Origin of the sequence: uncultured Methanobrevibacter sp. (assembly GCF_937898925.1) — an archaeon.
In the GTDB taxonomy this organism is placed as follows: Archaea; Methanobacteriota; Methanobacteria; order Methanobacteriales; family Methanobacteriaceae; genus Methanobrevibacter.
The window spans coordinates 1-21,818 of sequence record NZ_CALDKF010000057.1 but is presented as its reverse complement, the minus strand read 5'-3'; the positions used below and the strand labels follow the sequence as shown (position 1 = coordinate 21,818).

Annotated in this window: 28 protein-coding genes and 1 pseudogene; 14 read left to right on the top strand and 15 right to left on the bottom strand. The window is 32.0% G+C overall.

Going from position 1 to position 21,818, the window contains the following annotated elements; all coding sequences use genetic code 11:
* Window positions 1-333: 333 nt before the first annotated feature.
* Window positions 334-795: pseudogene (gene pyrH, locus Q0409_RS04625) on the bottom strand (UMP kinase); the annotation flags it as partial.
* 130 nt (window positions 796-925) lie between these two features.
* Window positions 926-1,876, bottom strand: a complete 951-nt coding sequence (locus Q0409_RS04620; RefSeq protein ID WP_298535592.1) for a hypothetical protein — start codon at window positions 1,874-1,876, stop codon at window positions 926-928.
* Between the two features lie 364 nt (window positions 1,877-2,240).
* Between Q0409_RS04620 and prf1 the strand changes: the two genes are divergently transcribed.
* From prf1 to Q0409_RS04580, 8 genes are all read left to right on the top strand, one after another.
* A complete protein-coding gene (prf1, locus tag Q0409_RS04615) occupies window positions 2,241-3,485 on the top strand; it encodes a peptide chain release factor aRF-1 (RefSeq protein WP_298535590.1) in 1,245 nt (414 codons plus the stop codon).
* 16 nt (window positions 3,486-3,501) lie between these two features.
* Entirely contained in the window at window positions 3,502-4,149 is a 648-nt protein-coding gene (locus tag Q0409_RS04610; protein WP_298535588.1) for a DUF655 domain-containing protein, read from the top strand.
* A 586-nt stretch (window positions 4,150-4,735) separates the two neighbouring features.
* Window positions 4,736-5,161 carry a hypothetical protein gene (locus Q0409_RS04605; protein ID WP_298535586.1) on the top strand — a complete coding sequence of 142 codons (426 nt, stop codon included), beginning with the start codon at window positions 4,736-4,738 and terminating at the stop codon, window positions 5,159-5,161.
* A gap of 47 nt (window positions 5,162-5,208) precedes the next feature.
* A complete protein-coding gene (locus tag Q0409_RS04600; RefSeq protein ID WP_298535584.1) occupies window positions 5,209-7,011 on the top strand; it encodes a hypothetical protein in 1,803 nt (600 codons plus the stop codon).
* Window positions 7,012-7,358: 347 nt separating this feature from the next.
* Window positions 7,359-8,159, top strand: coding sequence for a hypothetical protein (locus Q0409_RS04595; protein ID WP_298535582.1), 801 nt, complete (start codon window positions 7,359-7,361; stop codon window positions 8,157-8,159).
* Between the two features lie 141 nt (window positions 8,160-8,300).
* Window positions 8,301-8,789: a hypothetical protein gene (locus Q0409_RS04590; RefSeq protein WP_298535580.1), complete on the top strand. Its 489-nt coding sequence runs from the start codon at window positions 8,301-8,303 to the stop codon at window positions 8,787-8,789.
* Between the two features lie 127 nt (window positions 8,790-8,916).
* Window positions 8,917-9,339, top strand: a complete 423-nt coding sequence (locus Q0409_RS04585) for a hypothetical protein (RefSeq protein WP_298535579.1) — start codon at window positions 8,917-8,919, stop codon at window positions 9,337-9,339.
* A gap of 57 nt (window positions 9,340-9,396) precedes the next feature.
* Window positions 9,397-10,050: a 5-formyltetrahydrofolate cyclo-ligase gene (locus Q0409_RS04580; protein WP_298535577.1), complete on the top strand. Its 654-nt coding sequence runs from the start codon at window positions 9,397-9,399 to the stop codon at window positions 10,048-10,050.
* A gap of 4 nt (window positions 10,051-10,054) precedes the next feature.
* Here the strand turns inward: Q0409_RS04580 and Q0409_RS04575 are convergent, their stop codons facing one another.
* Entirely contained in the window at window positions 10,055-10,633 is a 579-nt protein-coding gene (locus Q0409_RS04575; protein WP_298535575.1) for a GNAT family N-acetyltransferase, read from the bottom strand.
* A 319-nt stretch (window positions 10,634-10,952) separates the two neighbouring features.
* Between Q0409_RS04575 and Q0409_RS04570 the strand changes: the two genes are divergently transcribed.
* The 4 genes from Q0409_RS04570 (at window position 10,953) to Q0409_RS04555 (ending at window position 13,141) form a co-directional block, all read left to right on the top strand.
* Window positions 10,953-11,111, top strand: coding sequence for a hypothetical protein (locus Q0409_RS04570; RefSeq protein WP_298535573.1), 159 nt, complete (start codon window positions 10,953-10,955; stop codon window positions 11,109-11,111).
* A gap of 197 nt (window positions 11,112-11,308) precedes the next feature.
* Complete coding sequence (gene rbr / locus Q0409_RS04565) at window positions 11,309-11,854, top strand: rubrerythrin (protein WP_298535571.1); 546 nt, start codon at window positions 11,309-11,311, stop codon at window positions 11,852-11,854.
* A gap of 152 nt (window positions 11,855-12,006) precedes the next feature.
* Complete coding sequence (locus tag Q0409_RS04560) at window positions 12,007-12,165, top strand: hypothetical protein (RefSeq protein WP_298535569.1); 159 nt, start codon at window positions 12,007-12,009, stop codon at window positions 12,163-12,165.
* A gap of 370 nt (window positions 12,166-12,535) precedes the next feature.
* Entirely contained in the window at window positions 12,536-13,141 is a 606-nt protein-coding gene (locus tag Q0409_RS04555) for a DUF3800 domain-containing protein (protein ID WP_298535567.1), read from the top strand.
* A gap of 145 nt (window positions 13,142-13,286) precedes the next feature.
* Here the strand turns inward: Q0409_RS04555 and Q0409_RS04550 are convergent, their stop codons facing one another.
* The 3 genes from Q0409_RS04550 to Q0409_RS04540 all read right to left on the bottom strand — a co-directional run bounded on the left by Q0409_RS04550 (window position 13,287) and on the right by Q0409_RS04540 (window position 15,107).
* Entirely contained in the window at window positions 13,287-13,748 is a 462-nt protein-coding gene (locus tag Q0409_RS04550) for an SseB family protein (protein ID WP_298535566.1), read from the bottom strand.
* 64 nt (window positions 13,749-13,812) lie between these two features.
* Entirely contained in the window at window positions 13,813-14,220 is a 408-nt protein-coding gene (locus Q0409_RS04545; RefSeq protein WP_298535564.1) for an SseB family protein, read from the bottom strand.
* A 14-nt stretch (window positions 14,221-14,234) separates the two neighbouring features.
* Window positions 14,235-15,107 carry an SseB family protein gene (locus Q0409_RS04540; RefSeq protein WP_298535562.1) on the bottom strand — a complete coding sequence of 291 codons (873 nt, stop codon included), beginning with the start codon at window positions 15,105-15,107 and terminating at the stop codon, window positions 14,235-14,237.
* A 249-nt stretch (window positions 15,108-15,356) separates the two neighbouring features.
* Between Q0409_RS04540 and Q0409_RS04535 the strand changes: the two genes are divergently transcribed.
* Window positions 15,357-15,827 carry a hypothetical protein gene (locus Q0409_RS04535; RefSeq protein WP_298535560.1) on the top strand — a complete coding sequence of 157 codons (471 nt, stop codon included), beginning with the start codon at window positions 15,357-15,359 and terminating at the stop codon, window positions 15,825-15,827.
* Window positions 15,828-15,998: 171 nt separating this feature from the next.
* On the opposite strand, the gene Q0409_RS04530 is transcribed toward Q0409_RS04535, so the two are convergent.
* Window positions 15,999-16,442, bottom strand: a complete 444-nt coding sequence (locus Q0409_RS04530; protein WP_298535558.1) for a hypothetical protein — start codon at window positions 16,440-16,442, stop codon at window positions 15,999-16,001.
* 430 nt (window positions 16,443-16,872) lie between these two features.
* Between Q0409_RS04530 and Q0409_RS04525 the strand changes: the two genes are divergently transcribed.
* Window positions 16,873-17,211 (top strand): type II toxin-antitoxin system RelE/ParE family toxin, encoded by a 339-nt coding sequence (locus Q0409_RS04525; RefSeq protein ID WP_298535556.1) that lies wholly within the window; start codon window positions 16,873-16,875, stop codon window positions 17,209-17,211.
* A 34-nt stretch (window positions 17,212-17,245) separates the two neighbouring features.
* Here the strand turns inward: Q0409_RS04525 and Q0409_RS04520 are convergent, their stop codons facing one another.
* The 8 genes from Q0409_RS04520 to Q0409_RS04485 form a co-directional block, all read right to left on the bottom strand.
* The gene (locus Q0409_RS04520; RefSeq protein WP_298535554.1) at window positions 17,246-18,223 is read right to left on the bottom strand and encodes an SseB family protein; all 978 of its coding nucleotides are present in this window, start codon (window positions 18,221-18,223) and stop codon (window positions 17,246-17,248) included.
* Window positions 18,224-18,243: 20 nt separating this feature from the next.
* Complete coding sequence (locus Q0409_RS04515; RefSeq protein WP_298535552.1) at window positions 18,244-19,251, bottom strand: ADP-ribosylglycohydrolase family protein; 1,008 nt, start codon at window positions 19,249-19,251, stop codon at window positions 18,244-18,246.
* A gap of 2 nt (window positions 19,252-19,253) precedes the next feature.
* Complete coding sequence (locus tag Q0409_RS04510) at window positions 19,254-19,637, bottom strand: hypothetical protein (protein WP_298535550.1); 384 nt, start codon at window positions 19,635-19,637, stop codon at window positions 19,254-19,256.
* A gap of 74 nt (window positions 19,638-19,711) precedes the next feature.
* Window positions 19,712-19,960: a hypothetical protein gene (locus Q0409_RS04505; RefSeq protein ID WP_298535548.1), complete on the bottom strand. Its 249-nt coding sequence runs from the start codon at window positions 19,958-19,960 to the stop codon at window positions 19,712-19,714.
* The gene (locus tag Q0409_RS04500; protein WP_298535546.1) at window positions 19,950-20,405 is read right to left on the bottom strand and encodes a hypothetical protein; all 456 of its coding nucleotides are present in this window, start codon (window positions 20,403-20,405) and stop codon (window positions 19,950-19,952) included. The genes Q0409_RS04505 and Q0409_RS04500 overlap by 11 nt, the downstream gene beginning before the upstream one ends.
* 30 nt (window positions 20,406-20,435) lie before the next feature.
* Window positions 20,436-20,714: a hypothetical protein gene (locus Q0409_RS04495; protein WP_298535544.1), complete on the bottom strand. Its 279-nt coding sequence runs from the start codon at window positions 20,712-20,714 to the stop codon at window positions 20,436-20,438.
* Window positions 20,715-20,769: 55 nt separating this feature from the next.
* Window positions 20,770-21,147 carry a hypothetical protein gene (locus Q0409_RS04490; RefSeq protein ID WP_298535542.1) on the bottom strand — a complete coding sequence of 126 codons (378 nt, stop codon included), beginning with the start codon at window positions 21,145-21,147 and terminating at the stop codon, window positions 20,770-20,772.
* A 94-nt stretch (window positions 21,148-21,241) separates the two neighbouring features.
* Window positions 21,242-21,818, bottom strand: a 577-nt coding sequence (locus Q0409_RS04485) for a hypothetical protein (RefSeq protein WP_298535540.1), incomplete at its 5' end; no start/stop codon positions are given.

The window sequence follows — 21,818 nt, the reverse complement described above, 5'->3', positions numbered from 1 at the left end:
TATTATAATATCCTTTGCATTAGCAATACCCTGATTATCACCATTATAGATTAAGATTATATCCTTATGGGGCACGCAAATTGCAAGCTGACAACCCATACCATTGAAGAAGTATGAATTATCATGAGTCATCCAGAACTGATATCCGTACCCGAACGCATCATAGTATCCAAGTCCCCGAATATTATTATCTATCTGCTTTGTCGTTGCTTTGATAACAAACTCTTTATTTAGAGAGTGAGTGTAAAGAACTTTATATTTGTTATTTTCTTTTACGAATAAGAGTAGAGATAAGTTATCACTATTACCATTAAAAGTTATTTGTGCAGTTTCATCATCAAACTTATTAGGGTCCTTTGTATACATTCCGTCAACGGAAGTTAAATTAATAAGTTTATCTTCATTGATGTATTCTGCTAAAATTGCAGATACCGCATCGGTACTGTGTGCAGGTTCAGTTCCACCCATAACGATGATTTTTCCGCTTGCAGAAAATTCCAAAGCTTCCTGGAAGTTATGAGGAACTCTTTGATAAGCTGCATCACCAAGTGCAAGCAATAAGAGCTTTGCATTGACTCTTGTAACTTCTATTCCAATATCATCACATTTTGCCTCTCCAGCACCGAGGTCCCTTACAACTCCAATGTATTCTCTTGCAGGTTTTCCTCCACCTACAACAACAAATATCTCATGCTCTTCGCTTTGTTCCTTCAAGAGCTTTGCATATTCCTTAAATCTTTCAGCGTTGTAATCCTGTAATAATATTGATCCACCAATAGCAGCTACGATTCTCATAAGTTCACCTTTCAATCAATGTTTTTTATAGTTTAATTTTTAGTTTTTTAGTTAGTTTTAATTTAGTAAATAATTTTAAAAATTACTTAATTATTGATATAATTTATCTATTTAATTATATTTAAATTTACTATCGGATTGCTCTAAACCAACTGAAATTCTCTCCACCAAAATAGCTTACTAAAATTGATGCGATTATTGCAAGAATCAATGTTATGAGTGCAGATTGAGGAGCAAGGAATATGAAGAATGCAATCGCTAAAATGCATAATAAATAGAATATCGCTTTTGTATTGCCTTTTCCATTGTCATTCAATATTGTGAGAATTCCTAAAAGCACTGGAGCGAAGATAAGTCCGAGGATTATCCATAAGCATTCACCTAATGGAACCAAATTGTAAACAGGCAAATGTAGCAAATCCATGTAAAGATAAGCTTCGAGTACAGTCATGACAAGTCCAAACACACCACCTGCTATTGCTTGAGCCATTGTATGCTTCTTAAGTGTGAATCTGCTCCAAATCAGTAGAGGATAGACTAGACCAACTAATGCTCCAATAGGTCCAAGAAGCATGATCAATGCAGCTACCGGTCCAGTAAGTCCGGTTGTATGGATACTGATTTTCCATTTGGAGGTAATGAGCAGTACAATTAATGTGTTCACTGCATAACAAAGTATTAAAACAATCAGGAAATTGGAAACTCCAAGAGCCCATGCAATTATAAAGCCTATTAAGTAAGACAAGACCCCTACGATAAGAGGAACGAAACGGTCTTCCCTATTTGAAATGTCCTTGTCTGTATTCAATTTCTTTGCCCAATAGAGAGTGATAGCCATTGGCAAGACGGATGCAAAGATAAGTGAAATCAGTTCTGTAATAATGAATTGAGTCCAATCAAAGCTGAATCCGCTTGTAAATGGAGTTCCATTACATGCAAGAATTATACAAATAATTGTAAATAATGGAATTGTAATAATCGGAGGATTTGTAAAAATAGAGATTGTATCAGCTATTTTAAGCTTCTTTTCGTCAGTTTCATCATATGTGTTTTCCGTATTGATGTTTTTTAGGCCAAACAATTACTTTCCTCCGTTAACTTAATGAAATAATCTTATAAAATCTTTTAAAATAATATTAATTAAATAATCTTATATCTTTTCAATTATTAATATTTTCTTAAAAAATTCTAATTTTCATCATTACTTATATAAGTAACTTATACCAATATATAATATATTATATCAATTTAAGGTTATTATTATGGTTTGACAGAAATTTCTATTTTAGTGAATGATTTTCTATTAAAAGTTACTGCTTTAGTAATTTTTCTATGAATATTTTATTTTAAAGTTTTGAATAATCTTAAATTATATTGTTTTATTTTAATTTTTTATACTAATTACTTATCAAAAAATTATTTATCAATTTTATCAGGTGTTATAAATGAGTGAGGTATCCTCAAAGGAATTATATGAGTTTAAAAAGTCATTAAAGGAATTGGCTGAAAAGAAAGGAAAGGGAACAGAGCTTGTTTCCATGTACGTTCCTCCAACAAAGCAATTAAGTGATATCATCAAGCAGATGAGGGATGAATTAGGACAAAGTGCTAACATCAAGAGTAAAACCACTCGTAAGAATGTTCAATCAGCTATTGAGGTAATCATGCAAAGAATCCGTATGATTACAAACGACAATAAGGAATTGCCGAATGGTTTTGTATTGTTCGTTGGTATGATTCCTAAAGGCGGTCCTGGAACTGAAAAGATGGAAACTGTAGTTATCGAACCTCCTGAAGAGATCCAAACTTACAGATACATTTGTGACAGCACCTTTTATCTTGAGCCTTTAGAAGATATGATTGCTTCCAAGGAAGTTTACGGTATTGCTGTAATCGATAGGAATGAGGCAACCATAGCTACATTGAAAGGTAAAAGAATCAATGTGGTCGCTAACTTAACCAGTGGTGTTCCTGGTAAGCATAAGGCAGGGGGACAATCACAAAGAAGGTTCGATAGGGTAATTGACCAATTGGCTCACGAGTTCTTGAAAAGGATAGGTACTCACATGGATGATGAATTCCTTCCAATCAAGGATGACTTGAAGGGTATTGTTCTTGGTGGTCCTGGTGGTACTAAAGAGGATTACTATAATGGAGATTACATGCATTATGAGCTTAAGGATAAGGTAATCACCACTGTAGACACTTCATATACCGGTGAATTCGGTATTAGGGAAACCATCGACAAGGCATCTGGTGCTTTAGAGGAATTGGGAGTTATCCAAGAGAAAAAATTAGTGCAAAGATTCCTTGCTGAGTTAAGAGATGACCATGGTTTATACTCCTATGGTGAAAAGGAAGTCAGAACCAATTTGCAGATGGGTGCAGTTGATGTTCTTTTGCTTAGTGAAGACTTAAAATCCAAAAGGTTAACCTTGGATTGTCAAGCTTGCGGATTCCATGCTGAAGTCACTCAAAAGGAAGGCCAGAAGGTAGAGGACTTAACCTGCCCTCAATGTAATGAGAAAATGAAAATCACTCAAGAGGAAGACTTAATTGAAGATTTAGCTAATATCGCTGAGGATTTAGGTTCCAGTGTAGAGATCATTTCCACTGAAACCGAAGAGGGAAGCCAATTGTACAGGGCTTTCGGTGGAATCGGTGCTATCTTAAGGTATAATGTAAGATAATTTCCGAGGTGTTTTTATGAAAAATGAAAATTTCGGTTTGGTTTTAAGCACTAAAGACAGTGATGATAAAAAGACTGCCCGCATCATTGGAACAGATTACTTCATCTTGATGGATTTGGACTTGAATGATGATGTTGACGTTAAGGTTCAAGACAAGATTCCCCTTGGAAAGGATAGTGCTTTTGTCAAGCAGGAAAGAGCTCACTTAAGCTATGATGACTTAAGCAAGGACCAGGAATTTGAAACAGAAAAGGCTGTTTACAGCATTGTAACTGCCAATGAGCCTAAATATGTAAAGTTCTTCAATGAGCAAAGCAAGCAGGCAAGTAAATTGCACTTCTTAGATGGAATAAGCAGAAAATTAGGTTCTAAAATCTTAACCGAAAAAGAGCTTAACGGTGACTTTGAAAGCTTTGAAGACATCGACAATAGAATCAGCTTTATTGAAAGCTCAAAGGAATTGATTGTGAAAAGAGTTCTTTATGAATTGATTGAGCTTCCTAAAGAGAAAAAGGGAAGACCATCCTATTTATTCACTATTGTCAAAAGATCCAATAAGAAAGAAGTTCAAGAGTATGATGAATTCGTTACTGATGACAGCCGTTTCATCGAAATGATAAAAGAAAAAGGACTCCTTGAAAAAGAGGGAAAACGTATCAGATAATTGTTTTTCTCTTTTATTTTTTATTTTTAGCTATTTTTATTTCTTCATTTTTTTATTATTTCATTTATTTTTAGCTATTTTTATTTCTTCATTTTTTTATTATTTCATTAATTTTCATTTTTTCTATTTTTAATTATTTTTTGTATTTTTTCATAATACTTAAAAAAAGCTATTTCCCCTATCAATAGGGGGTGTGGGGATTAACAAATATATTGAGTTTAGGGTTTTTTTATATTGAGTATGTAATTATTTGGATCGATTCATTGAGTGAAAAATGCTTAATAAGTCGTTTAGCCTATAATTCTTTAAAGGTATTTTATAAATGTTAATCCCATACCTTATTTTGTTCTTATTCTAATTTAAATCTTTCTATTTAGTTTCTAAACGATTATAATTTCTTATTTTTAAATAAAAATTAATTTTAACTTGTTATTTTTATTTTAATTAGCATATTGATTTTATTTCATCATTTTTAAAATGCTTATCATATTGATATCAGTTAATTAAAAATGTTTTAATAAAATATATATTCATAAAGAATTATAAAAAGATATATAATCAATTCAATAATTCAAGAGGGCTTTTTATGTCTAATCTAAATACATGTTCAAATGAAAAGTTATCATTTAAATACAGCGATGAATGGGAATTGGAAGAGGTTCCATTGGAGAACAATCCTGATTGCATAGCTACCTTAAGCTATGAGGATGGCAGCTTATTGAATGTAATTGCATTCCAATCAGAGATGCCATCACTTGATGATTTCAAGGAAATCATTGAGGAAAGCCTATTGAATGATAATGCTGAAATCATATCCTCTGAGATTGCAAATGTAGGCAAAATGCCAACCATTCAGATACATTCAAGGATTTCAATTCCTGAGATTGATTTTGAAATGTTTTCAGTTGTATTTCTAGAGGATGGATTCGTTTACATATTTGAACTTAGGACAGTTAGCGATATAGTTTCCAAATTTATGGAAATAGTCAGAACTTTTGAAATTCTGGAATAATTATTTATTTTTATTTATTTTAAACAAAGTTTGATTGTGGTGTGGTTATGAATAGAACAAATAAACTTATTTTGCTTATAGCAGTAGTGATTGCAATACTTACTTTGTTAGTGGCTGCAAGTGAAATGGGATTATTAACTGATACTAATAATTATAAGGTTAACCTCACAGAATTGAATGAGGAATTAACCCTTGACATGTCCAATTGGAATTATGATGAGAAAAACAATATCTATTATCAAATTGGGCTTGTGTACTGTGCAAATCCTGAAGCTACAGAATATGAGTCTTTAGGAATTTATGTCCCTGGAGATTACTTTAACAGCGAAAGAAATGGGAATGGAACATACACATGTACAGTGATAGACGGTCATGTTGGAAATTATTCTGCATCCAATGCCCCTATTGTAATGCCTATCAACACTGCAGGATATTCTGCCCAAAAAGCTCCAACAAGATATAATGCTAAGGAAGTTAAAGACTACACAGATGCAGGCTTCATTTACGTTAATGCAGGTTGCAGAGGCAGAGAAAATGGTGGAAATTATTCTGGGGGGGCCCCTTGGGGAGTAACTGACTTGAAGGCAGCGGTGCTTTACTTGAAATTCAATGACGATACCCTTCCTGGTGACAGCCAAAGGATATTTTCATTTGGTCACAGTGGTGGCGGTGCTCAAAGTGCTATATTAGGTGCAAGCGGTGACAGTGAGATGTACACACCATACCTTGAATCCATTGGTGCAGCCATTATAGACAGAAATGGAATCAAGTTGTCAGACAGTATCTGTGGAGCAATGTGCTGGTGTCCTATCACTTCTTTAGACACTGCTGATGAGGCTTATGAATGGACTATGGGCCAATACAGTACAGATGGAACTCGTGGAACAGGCACTTGGACTGGTGCATTATCTGACGATTTGGCTAGTGAATATGCCAAATACATTAATGATTTAGGCCTTAGGAGTCCTAATGGAAAGCCTTTAAGTCTTGAAGAGTCTGAAGATGGAATTTACACATCAGGTTCATATTATGATTATATGCTTAAGATTGTAGAGGATTCCTTGAACAATTTCTTGAATGAAACCAGTTTCCCATACTCTCCAAGTTCTTCTGGAAGCATGGATAGTGGTCCTGTACCTGAAGGAGTCTCTCTTTCAAGTGATGTTACCGGATCAAGTTCTGGAACTTACAGAACTCCACAGGAATATATCGATTCATTGAATGGCGATGAGGAATGGATCATTTATAACAGTTCAACAAACACTGCAAAAGTCACAAGCATTGAAGCCTTTGTAAAACATTGCAAATCCCCAACTAAAGATGTTGGTGCATTTGATGATTTAGGAAGAGACCAAGCTGAAAATGAGTTATTCGGCACTGATGAGCATGATTCATTGCACTTTGATGGCATTATGGCAAATGCCCTAAAGGAAAATTCAGAAAATTACTCTCAGTTCTCTGATTATGACTCATCTAAGGCAACATCCTATGCAAATGACTTGAAAGAATTGGATAGGTTCAATTACACAATTGAGAATCGTTCCAATATGTATAATCCATTGTATTATGTTTCCCCTTATTATGATGGAGTGGGATCATCACATCCTGCCAAATACTGGAGAATAAATGCTGGAATTGAACAGACAGACACTTCATTTACCGTTGAAACCAATTTGGCTCTCGCTTTGATGCAGATTAGTGATGTGGATAGCGTTAAGTTCAATGAAGTGTGGGGTCAAGGCCACAGCCAAGCTGAAAGAAAAGGGTCTGCAAGTGGAAACTTCATCAATTGGGTCAATGAATGCATGAGCAATGAATCAGATTTCTTCTTGTTTGATTATTTTAAATAAATCTTAAGAAATAATTCTAATTTTTAATTATTTCTTACTTTATTTTTTTATTTTTTTACAGTATTTTTTATTTTTTTCACGGTATTTTTTTAATATTTTTTAAGCTATTTTTTATAATATTTTTTTAATAAATTTTTCATCTTTTTTTACCAATTTTCATTACATGAATTTATTGCATGAAATTTCATGTTCATTACATGTACTTGGTTTAAATTCATTTGTTTTTAGCTATTTTTTACAAATTATTGTTTATTTTTTCATTTTTATTTTAAAATCGCTTTAATTTTTATATAATTTTTTTAAATTAAATAATAATCTTTATAAAGGCATAAAACATATTATTAAATATGATTATAAAGACTGGGAAAATTAATAAATCAAGAGGTAATATAAGTCTCACAATCGGTAAGGAAGATGTGAAAAAACATAATCTTGAAGAGGGAGATTTTGTAATCTTGACTCCTGAAGAATATGAGGAATTGAAGACATCTTCTGAAATCGAAGTGTCCACTTTGGAAGTAGTCCCAGATGATGAAGCTGTAGTAAAATTGGAATACGATCTTAAGGAAGCAAAGTCTAAAGAAAAGATTCTTTTCTCAAAAGTTGAGGAATTGGAAAACATTAATCTAGAGCTTACAACTAAATTGTCTCAACTTGAAAAGGCAAATTATATCAATAGCAGTGTCTTATCCGATTCTGAATCTAATTCTCTCATTGATGAAGTTAAAAAGTTAAATGGGGATATTGATGACTTGAATTCTGAAATCAAGCAATTGAATAAGGATTTAAATGAATCAAATGAAGAAAGAATTGAATTATTGCAGGATATGAATGTCTTAAAGACTAAAATGAGTTTTGATGCTGGAGAATTGTCAAGACTTAGAGAGCGTGAAGACAAGCATAAGGAAATCTTGGAGATAATCTTGAGAACAAACAAGAACATGCTTGATGAGGTTGTTAACAAGACATTGACTGCCACTATCAATGAGATCAATAAGGAATTAGGTGAAACCAGCATAATAAGGAGAATTAGGGGCTTGACCATTGTCAAGGAACCTGAAATTCACAAATCAGCTATTTCAAGCAAGGCTTACTCTCAATTGGAAGAGCTAATTCCTGATGAATATTTGCTTGAAAGTGGAGAATAAGTTTCTTTAATCATAGTGAATTCTAATTTGCTAGTCTATTGCCTAGTCTATTTAATCTAAAATTTTTCAAGAAATCTAATCATTAATCATTAATTCATTTTTATATAGTTTATTGGGTATCAATTAGAAAATGGTGATTCTATGGATGAAGTCCAATTTGATGAAGAAGGAATCAAATTCAAATACTTAAGTAATTGGAAAGAACAAAACAAGGAAATGGTCGCTCCAAATTGTATCAAGGCTTTAGTAAAAGTTGTAGAAGGCAATCCATCTACAATTACAGTATATAAAAATGATGCTGGAGAAGTCAATGCAGTTGCTGAGATTGAAGAGCCATTTAAAGAGAATTTCAAAAAACAAGGTTGGAATATTGTTGAATCTAGAATTCTAAACCTTAATGGCATGCCAGTTTACAATATCATTGCCCATTCTGTGATTGGGGAAGATGGGAAAGTCAAAGAGAACATTGAAGAGTTATCAGATGATGAAAAGCGTATAACTTTAGAAAACAATACTTCTGCATTGATCAATGATGGAAGCATGTATGTAATTGAATTGATGCACTTTAAGGAATTCCCATATGCTTACAATGATTATTTAGCTCTTATGGATTCCATTGAATTCGAATAACAAGCTTTTTGACCTTCGGTCAAAAACCTTGACCAAAATTTTTTCCTAATTATATAGAATTACTTTTTTTCTATTATTTTCTATTTTAATTTTTAATAATTTTTATCTTATTTTAAAGGAGTTTTGTATGTCTAATCTATTTAAAAACGATGAATTAAGCTTTAAGTATCCGAATAATTGGAAATTGATTGAAGCAGAGGATATTGAAAATTGCATAGCTGTGCTTGACTGTGACAGCAAATTCAGCAGAGTCATGATATTCAAGTATCCTCAGGAAGGGTTGTCTATGGAATACCTTAAGAATGCAATCGAAGACATTCCAAGGGAAGACAGCTTAATTGTGGAGGATTCTCATCTGACCATTATTGGAAACAAGGAAACCCATGAACTCGTAGCAAAGGATACAAGCCATGAACCTCCTTTGAATACCCATTCTCTCTCAACAATCAATGACAGGGATGCATTTAGCTTTAATTTCTTTGGCTTTGGAGAGGATAATCCTGATAAGGAAGGATTTTTGATGATGTATAAGACTTTAGAATTTGTTTAGTGAATTTTTAGTTATTTTTATTTTTTTATTTTAGTTAATTTTTTCTTATTTGATATTATGTCTTTAAAGGAAGAAAAGGATTCTATTAGAAAATCAATTTATGATAAATTGTTTAAGGAAGGCCAGTCTTTAAGACCTAATGGAGATTATGGAAAGATTCCTGATTTTAAAGGATCAGACATTGCAGCTGGGTTGCTGGCGGGCACTGATGAATGGAAGAATTCAAAAACTATTTTTTGCAGTCCTGATTCTGCTCAGATTCCAGTTAGATATCTTGCTTTAAAGGAAAATAAGAATCTCATTATGGCAAGCCCTAACCTTGAACATGGATATCTCTTTCTTGAGGGAAACAAGTTAGATGGAAAGGAAAGGGAAGCATCAACAAAGGAAGGAGCATTCAATCATTGCTCTAAGTTTTTTGATTTTGGCGAAGATAATTTAAATAGTCCAAAAGATGATTCATTAGACATGGTTATTGACATGCTTGTTGAAGGCTCTGTTGGTGTAGATAGATGTGGAAATCGAATTGGGAAAGGAAAGGGATATGGAGATAGGGAAATCGAAGACCTTTTTAAAAAGAATCTTATTAACGAAGACACTCCTTTAGTCACTACAATCCATCCGTTTCAATTGATTGATCATGTTCCTACTGAAATCCATGATAAAAACGTGAACATGATTGTAAGCACTGAAGAAGTGATTAGGATTTAATCATTTATAACCCAATTTTTTCTAAATCTAAAACTAAGTTAATCGGTCTTTTTGGGTCTCTTTCTATAATTTTATTAATCTTTGATAAAAATATCCCATCATTTTGTAGAGGTACAAAATTGTTGGTTGTATAAAAATGATAAGCTTCCGCATATCCCTCTACGCTAATTAATCTAAATCCAATATCTTTTTTTGATATTTCATTAAGTGTGATAATCAAGTTATTTAATATGAATGATCCTATTCCTTTTTTGGCATATTTCTTATCGATGGCTAATCTTCCAATTTTTACTGAAGGGATTGTTTTATAGTTATTTTTTAAATTTGTTTTTATATTTTCTTTGATTTCTCTATTTTTTAAGTTTTTAACACTTATTTTATCTGTTAATAATGAGAAATATCCTATAACTTCGCCTTGATAAAATATTAAATGAGTAAGACTCAATTTTTTCTTTTGTTCTATAAATGCATCTTTTTTTAAAAACTCGTTTAAATCATCATCCCCACAGTCAAAGCTGGATAAGTTGTGGTATTGATTTAATAATTCTATTTTAAAATCGCATTTTTTATCTTTAAATTTCATATAACTTATTATATTGGTTTTAATATTTAAAATTAATTATTTATGGGCTTATTTTTCCATTTTGATTATAATTTTTTAGTTAAATTATAATTTAATCATTTTAAATCAATTTTTTATTTATTTTGAAATTTTTAATCTGAAAAAGTTTTATTTCCCTAATTTTTATAAATAGTAAACTATTTATGAATATTTTTTGATTTAAAGGATAATATAGGGTTTAAATTTTAAAATAATTCTTTATATTTAGTTAAATTTAAATATGATGAATTTTAAATAGTTTTTTAATTATCAATTATTAAAAAAATTTGAGGTGATTTTTATGGCAAGACCAATAGGTGAAACTCCTATGTTGGAGGGGGAAGCAGCTATCAGATTTTGGAAATATTTGAATAGGCCACCCACTCAAAAAGAAATAGAGTTTGGTAAGGTGCTTGAAGCTCTTTTCGAAGAGTATGGCAATATATTTGATTGGGGTTAATTCTATTTTTCTATTTTTCTTTTTAGCAAATCTCTAATTTGTTGTCATATTTGTTTTGATTCATATAAAATTATTAAATATTTTAGAAATATTTATTAACATTCAAAACTAAAATAGTTTTAAGTAGTTTAAACTACTACTGAATTCTTATTCATTTAAGAATTAACACATGTGTTAAAAAAATTTAGGTGATTATAATGGCAGATTTAAAAGGTACTAAAACCGAAGCTAACTTAGCAGCAGCTTTCGCTGGTGAATCTCAAGCTCATGCTAAATACCAATACTTTGCAAGTAAAGCTAAAAAAGAAGGATACGTACAAATCCACGATATCTTTATGGAAACTTCCAAAAACGAAAAAGAACATGCAAAAATCTGGTTCAAACTTTTACACGATGGAGAAGTTCCAGACACTATTGCTAACTTAAACGCAGCAGCTGATGGTGAAAACGAAGAATGGACTGAAATGTACAAAGAATTCGCAGAAACCGCTAGAGAAGAAGGTTTCGATGAAATCGCAGGTTTATTCACCATGGTTGGTAACATCGAAAAAGAACACGAAGAAAGATACAGAGCTTTACTCGCTAATGTTGAAGGCGAAACCGTATTCAAGAAAGAAGAAGAAATTGAATGGAAATGTATTAACTGTGGTCACATAATTAAAGGAACCGATGCTCCTGTAATTTGCCCAGTATGTAAACACCCTCAATCTTACTTCGAAGAAAGAGCAACCAACTTCAAATAAGTTGATTGATTTTCGCTATTAATGATTTTTCATTAATAGCATTTTTTTATATTTTTTAGCTATTTTTATTAAATTTATTAAAAAACAGTAATTATTTTAAATTTATTTATGATTATTTAAGGTTATTTTAAATCTATTTTTTGGTGATGAAAGTGTCTAAAGAAGATAATTGTCAAATTGATGAGAATTGTTCCAATGGTACTTGTGCACCAGTAAGTCCATTTTCAAAAGAAGGGGCTTTATTTTTAGTTTTTATTGCTGTTTTATTAGCTATTCTATTTTTTGTATTATTCATTAATGGTTATATCTAATAATTCTTTATTTACTAGTGGTATCTAATGTGATTTGTATGTGTCATGTACAGTTTAATATATAAAAGAATAATTTGGAATTAAAAATTAGGGATCAACTTTTCAACTAAAGAATGTTTTTTTTAATTTGGGCATTATTTTAATTAATGACTTTTTTAATAGTTTTATATGAAAATTTTTGTTATTTTTTCCTATTTTTAAATTTAATTTTAAAATAGTTTTAATCTTATTATAATCTTTTATTTTTAATATAATTTTTTAATTATTATTATTTTTTTAATTTAATTCAAATTTTATAGTTATTTTACAAATTAATAATCAAAATGGTCTTTAAAAAGGTTTTTAAGGGATTTTACCCATATTATATTTTATGAATTATATTTTTATAGATGAAAGTGGGGATTTAGGTTTTAAAACTTCCAGTTCCCATTATTTCATTTTAGTGGCTATCTTAGTAAGTAATCCAAAGAAATTAGATAATTTAGTTAAAAACACTTATCGTAAATATAAAAGGAGAATATACAAATCTAATGAATTAAAGGCCACAAAAACTCCAAATGACATTAATATGGACATTATCGTAAAATTAAACAAAATTGATAATAAAGTTTTTGCAATTGTCTTTGAAAAATCGAATATTTATAAATTAGATTTTCAAAATGATATTAATATTTTATATGATATTTTAGCTTCAAAGTTAGCGAATCTGATAGAGATAAATGATAAAACTGTTATAATTGTAGATAAAAATAAGAATCAGATACAAATTAAAAATTTCAATGAAGTCTTTAAAAAGAATTTGAACAATTTAAAAAATCATCCTATTTCTTTTATTCATGCAAACTCTATTAATTATAAAGGTTTACAGATTGCTGACCTATTGTCCTGGTCTATCTATCAAAAATATGAAAATAAGAATGATGCATTTGAAAAATTAATTGAAAACAAGTCAGTAAAAAAAGTATATGAAGATTAAAGAACCTATATAGCACCTAATTCGCCGCTCATCGCGACGAGACTATATAGGAATACTTTTATCTTTAAAATCTTACATGATTTTATATATTTCTGTTTCTATTTAAATATTTTGATTAGTAAGAATTTTCCATTTAGTCAATTGTTTACTCTATTTTTTCATCTTCAAGCATTTCCTCTTCAATCTCTTTCATCATGTCTTCGAATTCCCTTTCCTCATCAAAGAGACTTAAGAAGTCGTCAATGCTTATTTTATATTCGTTTTCTGCACTTGGATTGATGATGATTTGATCAAAGCTGTCTTGAATTGGAACTATGGACTTGTACAAGTCTCTCATAAACAATGATCCCACTGTTGTGTTCAATTGAACATCATGAATGTTTTCCTCATCTGTAAAAATAGGGATGACTTTGATACCATTTGGTCCTACGAAGGATTTTAAATGAAACTTGACTTCCTTATTGATCTCATTCAATCCCTCTAGATTCATGTTTTCAAGGTCTAGTGAATCGAGCTCAATTTGAAGAGGAACCAGGAGTTCTGATTTTCTGAATTCATTTAGGAAATGTTCGTTTTCCTCTTCGCTCATCTCTGATTGTATTTTCATTAGTTCTTCAAGTTTATCATTATAGAGTATGCTCATTTTTATCACGGGAATTAAGAATCAATATTTAAAAGTTATTTTTCTCTAAAAATTCATCAAAGTCTATCTTATATGTATCAACGCTGTATGGATTTATTACAATGTAATTGAAATCAATGTCAAACTGTGCCAATATGAATGATAATTCCATCACGTTTACAGCTATTGACTTGATTTGGTATCCTGCCTTTTCCAATTCGTTTGTATCTGTAAACAGGTATATGTTGCGGTCTCCATTTTCCTCATCAAAGAAGCCAATCTGCAAGTCAAGTGTGTCTCCATCGCTTAATGATTCCTCATTTTCCATTGCAATGACTGGAACAAAAACTTCTGATTTTAAAAGTTCTTTATAGAACATATCAGGGTTCTGTTCTATCTTAACTCTTGACTTGGATTTCAATAGTTTCTTTAGCTTTTTATTGTTTAATGTAGTCATCTAATCACTTTTGCTTATTCTTCACCATCTTCTTCTTCGAGATTATCATAGAATGGCTGTTTTATGCATCTCCATACGGATGTGTCTCCATCTTCATCATAGAACTTTTGGAACTCACATCCTGGTGCAATCAATACATTGAAATCAGTCACTTCATCACTTTTGCCAGTGTACAATATCTTTTGGCCTTCAAACATCATTATCTTATGCAATATTGGAAGGTTGGATTGGAAATTAGGGTCAGTGCATGCTCTCAGTGGCATCTTTGCTGTAAATATTCCATCTACAGCCTCATTTTCCATGAATTCATATTCTGATCTTATAAAGAACATGTAATGATTGTCAAGAGCTACAGAATTAGTCTTTAATGTAGCTAAAGTTTGTTCAAGTGAAGCAATGAATGGATTTTTTGCCTTTTCCTTAAATAGGTCTATAAGTGTGGAAGCGTTGACTATGATGGAATGCTCAGTTTGTGGATTGATGATGATTGATGAGAAGGTATCGCCAAATCCATACAAGATTTTGGCAAGGTCTCTCATATTCATTACAATATGGTCTTTCTTAAGCTTGATTTCCTTCATTATTTCCTTTCTTGTGAATGCAACAAGTGCTTTTCCTCCATCATTCAAGCTAAGGGAAATGAAATTGAACCCAAGTGGAGGTATAGGCTTTATAACGTCTATAACGCTTTGGTTTTCAATGTCAAATACTTCTTCCTTTTCCATTTGGATTGGAATGAAAAGCTTTGCCTCTTTGAGTAATCTGAAGAATTCCTCTTCATCTGCAATGGTCATCATGCCAGGTTCTATTAGCATTATGTCTTCAAGTTCGCTGTTATCTATTTCCATTTCTGCATTAACATTATAATTGTCTATGATTTCATTCATTGCATTCACCTTTTCCGCTTCTGATTAATGTTTTGTATTTTTAATTAAAAATAGTTTGTTAAATTGTTCTCATTCATATAAGTTCTTCATCTGATATTTTCATAAATTAATATTTTTCATTTTTTAGAATTAAATCATAAATTATAAATGTATAAATCATTAAAACTATTTTTATAGTTAGTTTGTTTATTGGATTGTATAAACTTATGAACTATTTTTAAATGATTTTTTTCGTATTGAGGTGAGGAAATGAAAAGAAGTTCTATAATAAAATTAAGTTTTGCTTTTGCATTATTGATGATTTTTATTGTAGCTGTCAATCCTGCAAGCAGTGCTCTCTTTGACTTTTTCGAAGAGCCTGCTCAAAATGTGACAGTATGTGGTGTGGATTTCGTTATCCCTAGTGGATATGAATTTGATGAAAACTTTACAGATTTGATGGAGATAATGGCAGATGAGGACTTCCAGGCTCACAATGGTGAAGTAAAATGCTATGAAGGAGATGCTGGAAATATCACCATAATGGTATCTGAAGATAGAAAAGGAAAAATTTCTAATCTCTATTCTGCAGGATACGATGCCAAAACAATCAATGGCCATAAAGGAGCTATAAAATACATGTCTGATATGGATAATTATATGTATGTTTTCATGGAAGACGATAAGCTGGCAGTTGTTTATGTGGATGATAAGGATCTGCTTGAAGAAATCGTTGTATAGTACCTATTAAAAAAAGTTTTTATTTTCTATTTTTTAATTTCTTTTTTCTTTCTATTTTTATTATTTTAATCGCTGATTTTACCATATGAAATATGCTCATCACTCATCAGGATTTCTAAAAAAAGTTTATAGGATTTATTTAATTTTGAAAAAAAGGGATAAGTAAAAGAATTAGTAATATTCTTTTTCACTTATCTTTTTAATCGCTTTTACTCGACCTGTTAAAGGAATGAAATCATCCTCATCAGGTGAATCACGGATTTTGAGAGTTTTCTTAACATATGCAGACAACACCTCGCAATCAGATTTGATCGCATCCAAATGTGCTAAGATTCTCTTCTTTTCTTCGTTGATCTTTTTGACATTGGTGTAAGGATAGATAGCTTCCTCAAACATTTCATATTCAATTGTGGAGTATGGCTGCTTATTCATTTCAAAACAGACTTCCTGAAGAATATGGTATAGGAACTTGTTCATTTCAATCTTGACCCTTTCACGAATCATCTTGTCACTGTCAAGGTTCATCTTCATCAAGCGTACAAGTTCGTATTTCGCAAAGTGCAATTCTTCTACAGGATACTCTTCAATATCTTGGTGTAATTCATTATTTAACATATCTTTCCCCCTTTACATAAAGCAAATGGCTCGTGATGTATGGTGATTTTTGCCCATTTGCTTCTACAATATAATATTTGTTTTCGGAGTATATAAATGTATTGATTTAATTACATTTACGATTAATATTTTGATAAGTTATGATTAAAAGTATTAAAAATATTTAGTGTTATTTCAATTATTTTAATACCATATATAAAAAAACTATATTTTCTTATTATGACATGTGTGTAGAATTAGAAACTTTTTTATATATAACAAAAATAGAGTATATTTGTGGTTTTTAAACCACAGGAATATCGGAGAAAATTATGTCTTTTTTAAACACAAAAACTGGTAAAAAGTACAGAGTGGTTGAATTAGATAAAGGCAAACACTGCCTAAACGATATTTTGGGAGGAAGAAAGACTTAAAGTAGTAGTTTTGTTGGGTGATTATCAAGATCTATGCATCTTGCCCTAATAAAATTAGAAATGAAAGTCAGCTTAATGCTGTGCTTCAAGAGATTTTAGGCGATTCAATAATAGAATGGATATATGAGAAGGATTTCTTCAAGTCTCTAAAGAAATTGGATAAAAGCGTTTTATCTCAATTATTGAAGAAGATCAAACAAATCTTTCTAAATCCGAATGTAGGCAAACATTTGTCTTCTAACCGAAAAGGTCAGCAAGAAGTTTATGTTGCAGATTCATTCAGGTTATATTATTCATTTTGCGAAAAAGAGAATAGAATTGAGTTCCTTGAGTTTTCACACAAGAAACATCAATGATATTTTTCTTTTTTTCTTCCCCTTTCTTGTTTTTTTAATCATCAAGACCCCATAGGTTTCCATCATTGTCCATGCCTATAGGAAAACTGCATCTCTCTAGCCATTCTTTTGTATTGACTTCTTCAATTATCTCTTTTTTAAAGGAATCTTCAAAGATTTTTCTAGCTAGATCAACATATTCCCCATCGATGGTGTCATCATCAACAAAGAAATCTTCAAGATTTTCTATGAGGTGCAATAGGAGAATTTGGGTCTTCTCATTATAGGTAAAAACATCTAAAACCTTGAATTTTGAATTTGGAGCTGCAGTATGCAAGTTCCAGTTGGTTCCATCTTCAAACTGGGAGAAATTAGCTACATGATTGGAAATTATGGCATATCTGTGGCTGGTAGTCATTTGGCCAATTTTATTTGTCATATCAACAAAGCCTCTTTCCTTGATTAAGGTGCCGATTTCATATTTTTCTGCCCATTCATTAGGCAAGTTGATGTCATGAACAAAAAGTCCTGTATTATCATATGCAGCTTTGCAAACCATGTAAGCTACACTTTCGGGATTGTTCATATCAACATCTATTGGCTCTTCCTCTTTAGTGGCAAACAGCTTAATAAATGGAACAATAGGCATGTCTGCACCAATTTCACACATTGGATTGATTGCAATGTATTTGTAATTGTTTTTAGTTCTCTTGAACATATTTGCAAGATCAGGCACGTACATTACCATTGCAGAGCTTTTAAGCCCTCCTTCTTCCATCTTTTCACTGCTTGTAAATAGAGGAATTGCTCTGTTTCCATTATTGTCAGTAAAGAAGTTTATATCATATCCTGATGGCTCTTTGAGTGTAAAGACATCTCCTGGCTTTGAATCCTCAATCCCTTCAAACATATTCTCTGAGAATATGACTGGCAAGAAAAGCTGGGATTTCCTAAGCTCTTCTATGAACTCCTCTTGCTTTTGAGGGTCTTCCATTAATTTTTCTAATTTAGTGTTGTTAGGTCCATGTTCCATCATATCACCTTCTGATATTTTTATTTTAAATCTAAAGCAAAATTTTCAATTAAATCTTCAATATAATCCAATCTAGCTAATTTATCAATCCATTCATTAGGAATTTCTTCATATCCGTAGTAAATCCCTGCTAGTCCTCCAACAATGCATGCAGTGGTATCGGTATCATGTCCAAGATTCACAGCCTGAAGTAGAGTATCCTTATAGTTTTCATTATTTAATAGACACCATATTGAAGCTTCAAGAGAAGATATTGTATATCCTCCACTTTTGATCTCATCTCTTGGAAGATTCTGGATGTTTAAGGAAAACACTCTATCGAAATGATGCAATTCCTTTTCAAAAGAAGGATTATTGAAATAATATTCCTTTGATTTGTTTATTCCATTAGCTATCAATTCCTCAAGACTTAAATCACTGTCATGGTTTTCTAGAAATTCAAGAGCAATGTTTACATAGATTCCACAGCACAACTGGCTTCTTCTATGCCTATGGGTGAGTGAAGACAAGTTATGGATAGCGGCCATCTTTTCATCTTCATCAATTGAGTTTTTTTGAGAAAGATAATGGATGAAGAAAGCTATTGGAAGGATTCTCATTAAAGATCCGTTTCCATTGTCCCTTTCACCTATTCCTCCAGATAATATTGGCTCAGTGCCCCTATCATACCTATGAATTCCATCCATGGTGGCACCACCTATATCATAGGCCTGGCCGTATGGTGTGAATTTTCCTTTATTAAGCCAAAGGGAAAAGTTCTTCATGATTATTTCATAGTCGATGAGTTCATTTAATTTCATGTCTTCATCATATCCCTTGTTCTTTAGACTTTTGCTCAATCCATCAATTGTTGCAAGAATTAATGAAGAGTCATCTGACCAGCTTCCTGCTGGAAGGTCAAATGCACCGTTTCCTGTCATTTTAGTTACAGGGTCTATGTCACGGAATTTCCTTGGTTCAAATTGCACAGGAAGTCCAAGTGCATCTCCTACAATCGCTCCGATTATTCCTGATTTAATGCAATCCATATTTATTCCTCCTTTATTCCTTTTTTATTAAATCTGTTTCTTGTTTCTTTTATATTTTCCAAATGATTGAAATATCTCTCCTTAATTTCAGGAGGATATCCCTCATAAATGTCATAATATTTGCATCCATCTTCATTAATGATATAAAGGTCATCTGAACCCATTCTTGAAGCTTTCTCAAGATACAATACAGGATTTTCATCTTCAAGAACTAAAAAGTAAATGATTGCCCCAAAGGGAACTTCGATTATTTCCTTTTTGTTTAACAGTTCTTCAGTTATCAGTTCCTCATTCTCATCAATGCAGTTTCTCTTTAGAGCTTCAGCACTCAATCTGCTTAATACAAGTTCATCAAAGCTTTTCCTAATCTTTGTCAAATCGTGCATGATACACCTCCTTTTACTTTTTTGTTTCAAAATTACTCATAAGTTTTAATTAGATTTTAAAGAAGCAAATAAAATTAGAATTCATAATTCAAGTCGCCATCGGAAAGCCTTTCGCCAATCAGCCTGCACACTTCGGCTAAGTATAAATGATTGTTCAGGTAGATGGTTTCAGGGTCAGGATTGCTAATCATGACAATATTGTCGTCATACATTGCATTCTCATATTCCCTAATCTCCTCAATTAATCTATTTCTCTCTTTTTTAAGCTCTGTCAAGTTCTCATTCCTGATGCTTTGTGAGTAAATTTTTGGATCAATCATCATCCTTTATCACATCCTTATGCATATTTATATATTTTTTCTCTCTTTTCGGGGGTTCAATCCACCCTTTAGGCTTCTCCAAATCGAACCTTTCACTATGGAAGGTGAATATTTCCATTCCTTCATACTTGGCATAGACATGCTCTACAGCCTCATCAAGAGCCTTGCCCTCTCCGAATTCCTCATAAACACCGAAGATGAATTTGAATTCATCGAATGTTATCGCATGATGCTTAAGAGGCCTGCCTGTCCGGATTCCTCCAACGCCTAGAGTGTAGGTCCTTCTATTGAGATTCACAAAGACCCATTGGGTGGTGCCGTACTTATATGCTCTATGCCACTTGTGTGCGATTCCATTATCCTCCAGATATTCGCGGACCCTGCCTATGCACCAGTCAAAAATCAGAATTTCCTTATTTTCTGTATCATATGTCTTTTCCATTTTCATATATATCACCCCACTTTTAAAAAAATCTATTTAATTTCCTCCAAGCAATAAATTTAAATTATGTACTGGGATTGCTTCTAAAAGATAATCATCGAACACTTGTTTGCATGTGTCACTGTATATTTGTGGGTTGTCATAGCGGAAACAAGTACCTTCATATAATCCTTCAATGAATTCAGGTTCTGCTTCTAACAATCCATTTAATCTTTCCATTGCTTCCTCTTGTTTGTCTTTAGGGTATAGTTCAATAAATAACTCTATTACTCTTTTCTCGTATTCCTCATAAGTCATTGGATATTCTTTAGTCATAATCTCACCCCATTTTTTGTGAATTCTATTTAAAATTCCTTTTTTTATTTTTTCATTAATCAGCAATATCATATTTTACTTTGTTTGCAAATTGCCAGTTTCTGCATGTGTAGTATTCAGGCCTATCTGCATACTTTTGGTTTTTATCTATATCCCTCTCACTGAATTCTATCCTTTCTGCATTCTTCAATCTTATAGTGATTTCATTGAAGGAATATTCAAAGGATGCTCCAGATTTCTCTTTCCAAGCCAAGTGAAAATTGTTTTCCCATTTGTATGGATATGAACCGCCGCAAAGGTAATGGTATTTGGCTTCGGATTCATCAAGACACACATTCTCTTCATGTCTTGTCCATTTAGAGATCTTCTTGCTTGTATATCCTTTTAAGCATGGCTTGCAATGTTTGCTTAAGTCCACATCATTTACATACATCAGCCATATGAATGACCATTGATTTTTGATGTCTATCTCTTCGATTATGCTTACTATGATTATTCCCCCTTTACATTCATTTCATTAAATATATTTATCCTTCTTGCAAGATTGTAATGCATTTTCGCCCAACGTACTTCTGACCAATCGGTATTCCACTTGAGTGATCGTTTTCAGGATGAATTCCCTTGTTCAATATCTCATCGATTGCCATGATAACACCATCATCGGTCTCTTTGCTGTAAATGGGAAATATTACATAGGACCTATTGCCTAAAAACTTATCCCTGAGCCTTATGATTCCTTGTCCGCTCCAAGTGTTTTTAACTTCCCCATCCAGTATGATGTCATATTTTCTAAGTTCCAGGTTCAATGGAAATTGTGAGCTGATGACAATGCATTTTCTGCCGACATATCTGCGGCTGAAATCTAGCTGATGCATGTCCTCCTCCTTGAGTGTTTCCTTATTGAGAATCTCATCAACTGATATGATTATGTTGCTTCCAATATTCTGACGAAGGATTGGGAATATTGCATAAGTGAAATTGTTAAGTAATTTGTTTTTTATACGGATTGCTCCTTTGTTCCCTTTAGTCATCTTGACCTTTCCGTCGTAGATTATGTCCTTTTTGTTAATTGATAGATTAATAAAATCAACCATTTTATCATCT

Excerpts from the sequence above, each read along its gene's own strand:
- Q0409_RS04575 (WP_298535575.1), bottom strand. The coding sequence starts at position 10,633 with ATGAAATTTAAAGATAAAAAATGCGATTTTAAAATAGAATTATTAAAT.
- Q0409_RS04535 (WP_298535560.1), top strand. The coding sequence starts at position 15,357 with ATGAAAAGAAGTTCTATAATAAAATTAAGTTTTGCTTTTGCATTATTG.
- Q0409_RS04540 (WP_298535562.1), bottom strand. The coding sequence starts at position 15,107 with ATGAATGAAATCATAGACAATTATAATGTTAATGCAGAAATGGAAATA.
- Q0409_RS04585 (WP_298535579.1), top strand. The coding sequence starts at position 8,917 with ATGTCTAATCTATTTAAAAACGATGAATTAAGCTTTAAGTATCCGAAT.
- Q0409_RS04570 (WP_298535573.1), top strand. The coding sequence starts at position 10,953 with ATGGCAAGACCAATAGGTGAAACTCCTATGTTGGAGGGGGAAGCAGCT.
- Q0409_RS04520 (WP_298535554.1), bottom strand. The coding sequence starts at position 18,223 with ATGGAACATGGACCTAACAACACTAAATTAGAAAAATTAATGGAAGAC.
- prf1 (WP_298535590.1), top strand. The coding sequence starts at position 2,241 with ATGAGTGAGGTATCCTCAAAGGAATTATATGAGTTTAAAAAGTCATTA.
- Q0409_RS04600 (WP_298535584.1), top strand. The coding sequence starts at position 5,209 with ATGAATAGAACAAATAAACTTATTTTGCTTATAGCAGTAGTGATTGCA.
- Q0409_RS04555 (WP_298535567.1), top strand. The coding sequence starts at position 12,536 with ATGAATTATATTTTTATAGATGAAAGTGGGGATTTAGGTTTTAAAACT.
- Q0409_RS04545 (WP_298535564.1), bottom strand. The coding sequence starts at position 14,220 with ATGACTACATTAAACAATAAAAAGCTAAAGAAACTATTGAAATCCAAG.
- Q0409_RS04610 (WP_298535588.1), top strand. The coding sequence starts at position 3,502 with ATGAAAAATGAAAATTTCGGTTTGGTTTTAAGCACTAAAGACAGTGAT.
- Q0409_RS04515 (WP_298535552.1), bottom strand. The coding sequence starts at position 19,251 with ATGGATTGCATTAAATCAGGAATAATCGGAGCGATTGTAGGAGATGCA.
- Q0409_RS04530 (WP_298535558.1), bottom strand. The coding sequence starts at position 16,442 with ATGTTAAATAATGAATTACACCAAGATATTGAAGAGTATCCTGTAGAA.
- Q0409_RS04580 (WP_298535577.1), top strand. The coding sequence starts at position 9,397 with ATGTCTTTAAAGGAAGAAAAGGATTCTATTAGAAAATCAATTTATGAT.
- Q0409_RS04490 (WP_298535542.1), bottom strand. The coding sequence starts at position 21,147 with ATGTATGTAAATGATGTGGACTTAAGCAAACATTGCAAGCCATGCTTA.
- Q0409_RS04605 (WP_298535586.1), top strand. The coding sequence starts at position 4,736 with ATGTCTAATCTAAATACATGTTCAAATGAAAAGTTATCATTTAAATAC.
- Q0409_RS04505 (WP_298535548.1), bottom strand. The coding sequence starts at position 19,960 with ATGATGATTGATCCAAAAATTTACTCACAAAGCATCAGGAATGAGAAC.
- Q0409_RS04510 (WP_298535550.1), bottom strand. The coding sequence starts at position 19,637 with ATGCACGATTTGACAAAGATTAGGAAAAGCTTTGATGAACTTGTATTA.
- Q0409_RS04590 (WP_298535580.1), top strand. The coding sequence starts at position 8,301 with ATGGATGAAGTCCAATTTGATGAAGAAGGAATCAAATTCAAATACTTA.
- Q0409_RS04595 (WP_298535582.1), top strand. The coding sequence starts at position 7,359 with ATGATTATAAAGACTGGGAAAATTAATAAATCAAGAGGTAATATAAGT.
- Q0409_RS04495 (WP_298535544.1), bottom strand. The coding sequence starts at position 20,714 with ATGACTAAAGAATATCCAATGACTTATGAGGAATACGAGAAAAGAGTA.
- Q0409_RS04500 (WP_298535546.1), bottom strand. The coding sequence starts at position 20,405 with ATGAAAATGGAAAAGACATATGATACAGAAAATAAGGAAATTCTGATT.
- Q0409_RS04550 (WP_298535566.1), bottom strand. The coding sequence starts at position 13,748 with ATGAAAATACAATCAGAGATGAGCGAAGAGGAAAACGAACATTTCCTA.
- rbr (WP_298535571.1), top strand. The coding sequence starts at position 11,309 with ATGGCAGATTTAAAAGGTACTAAAACCGAAGCTAACTTAGCAGCAGCT.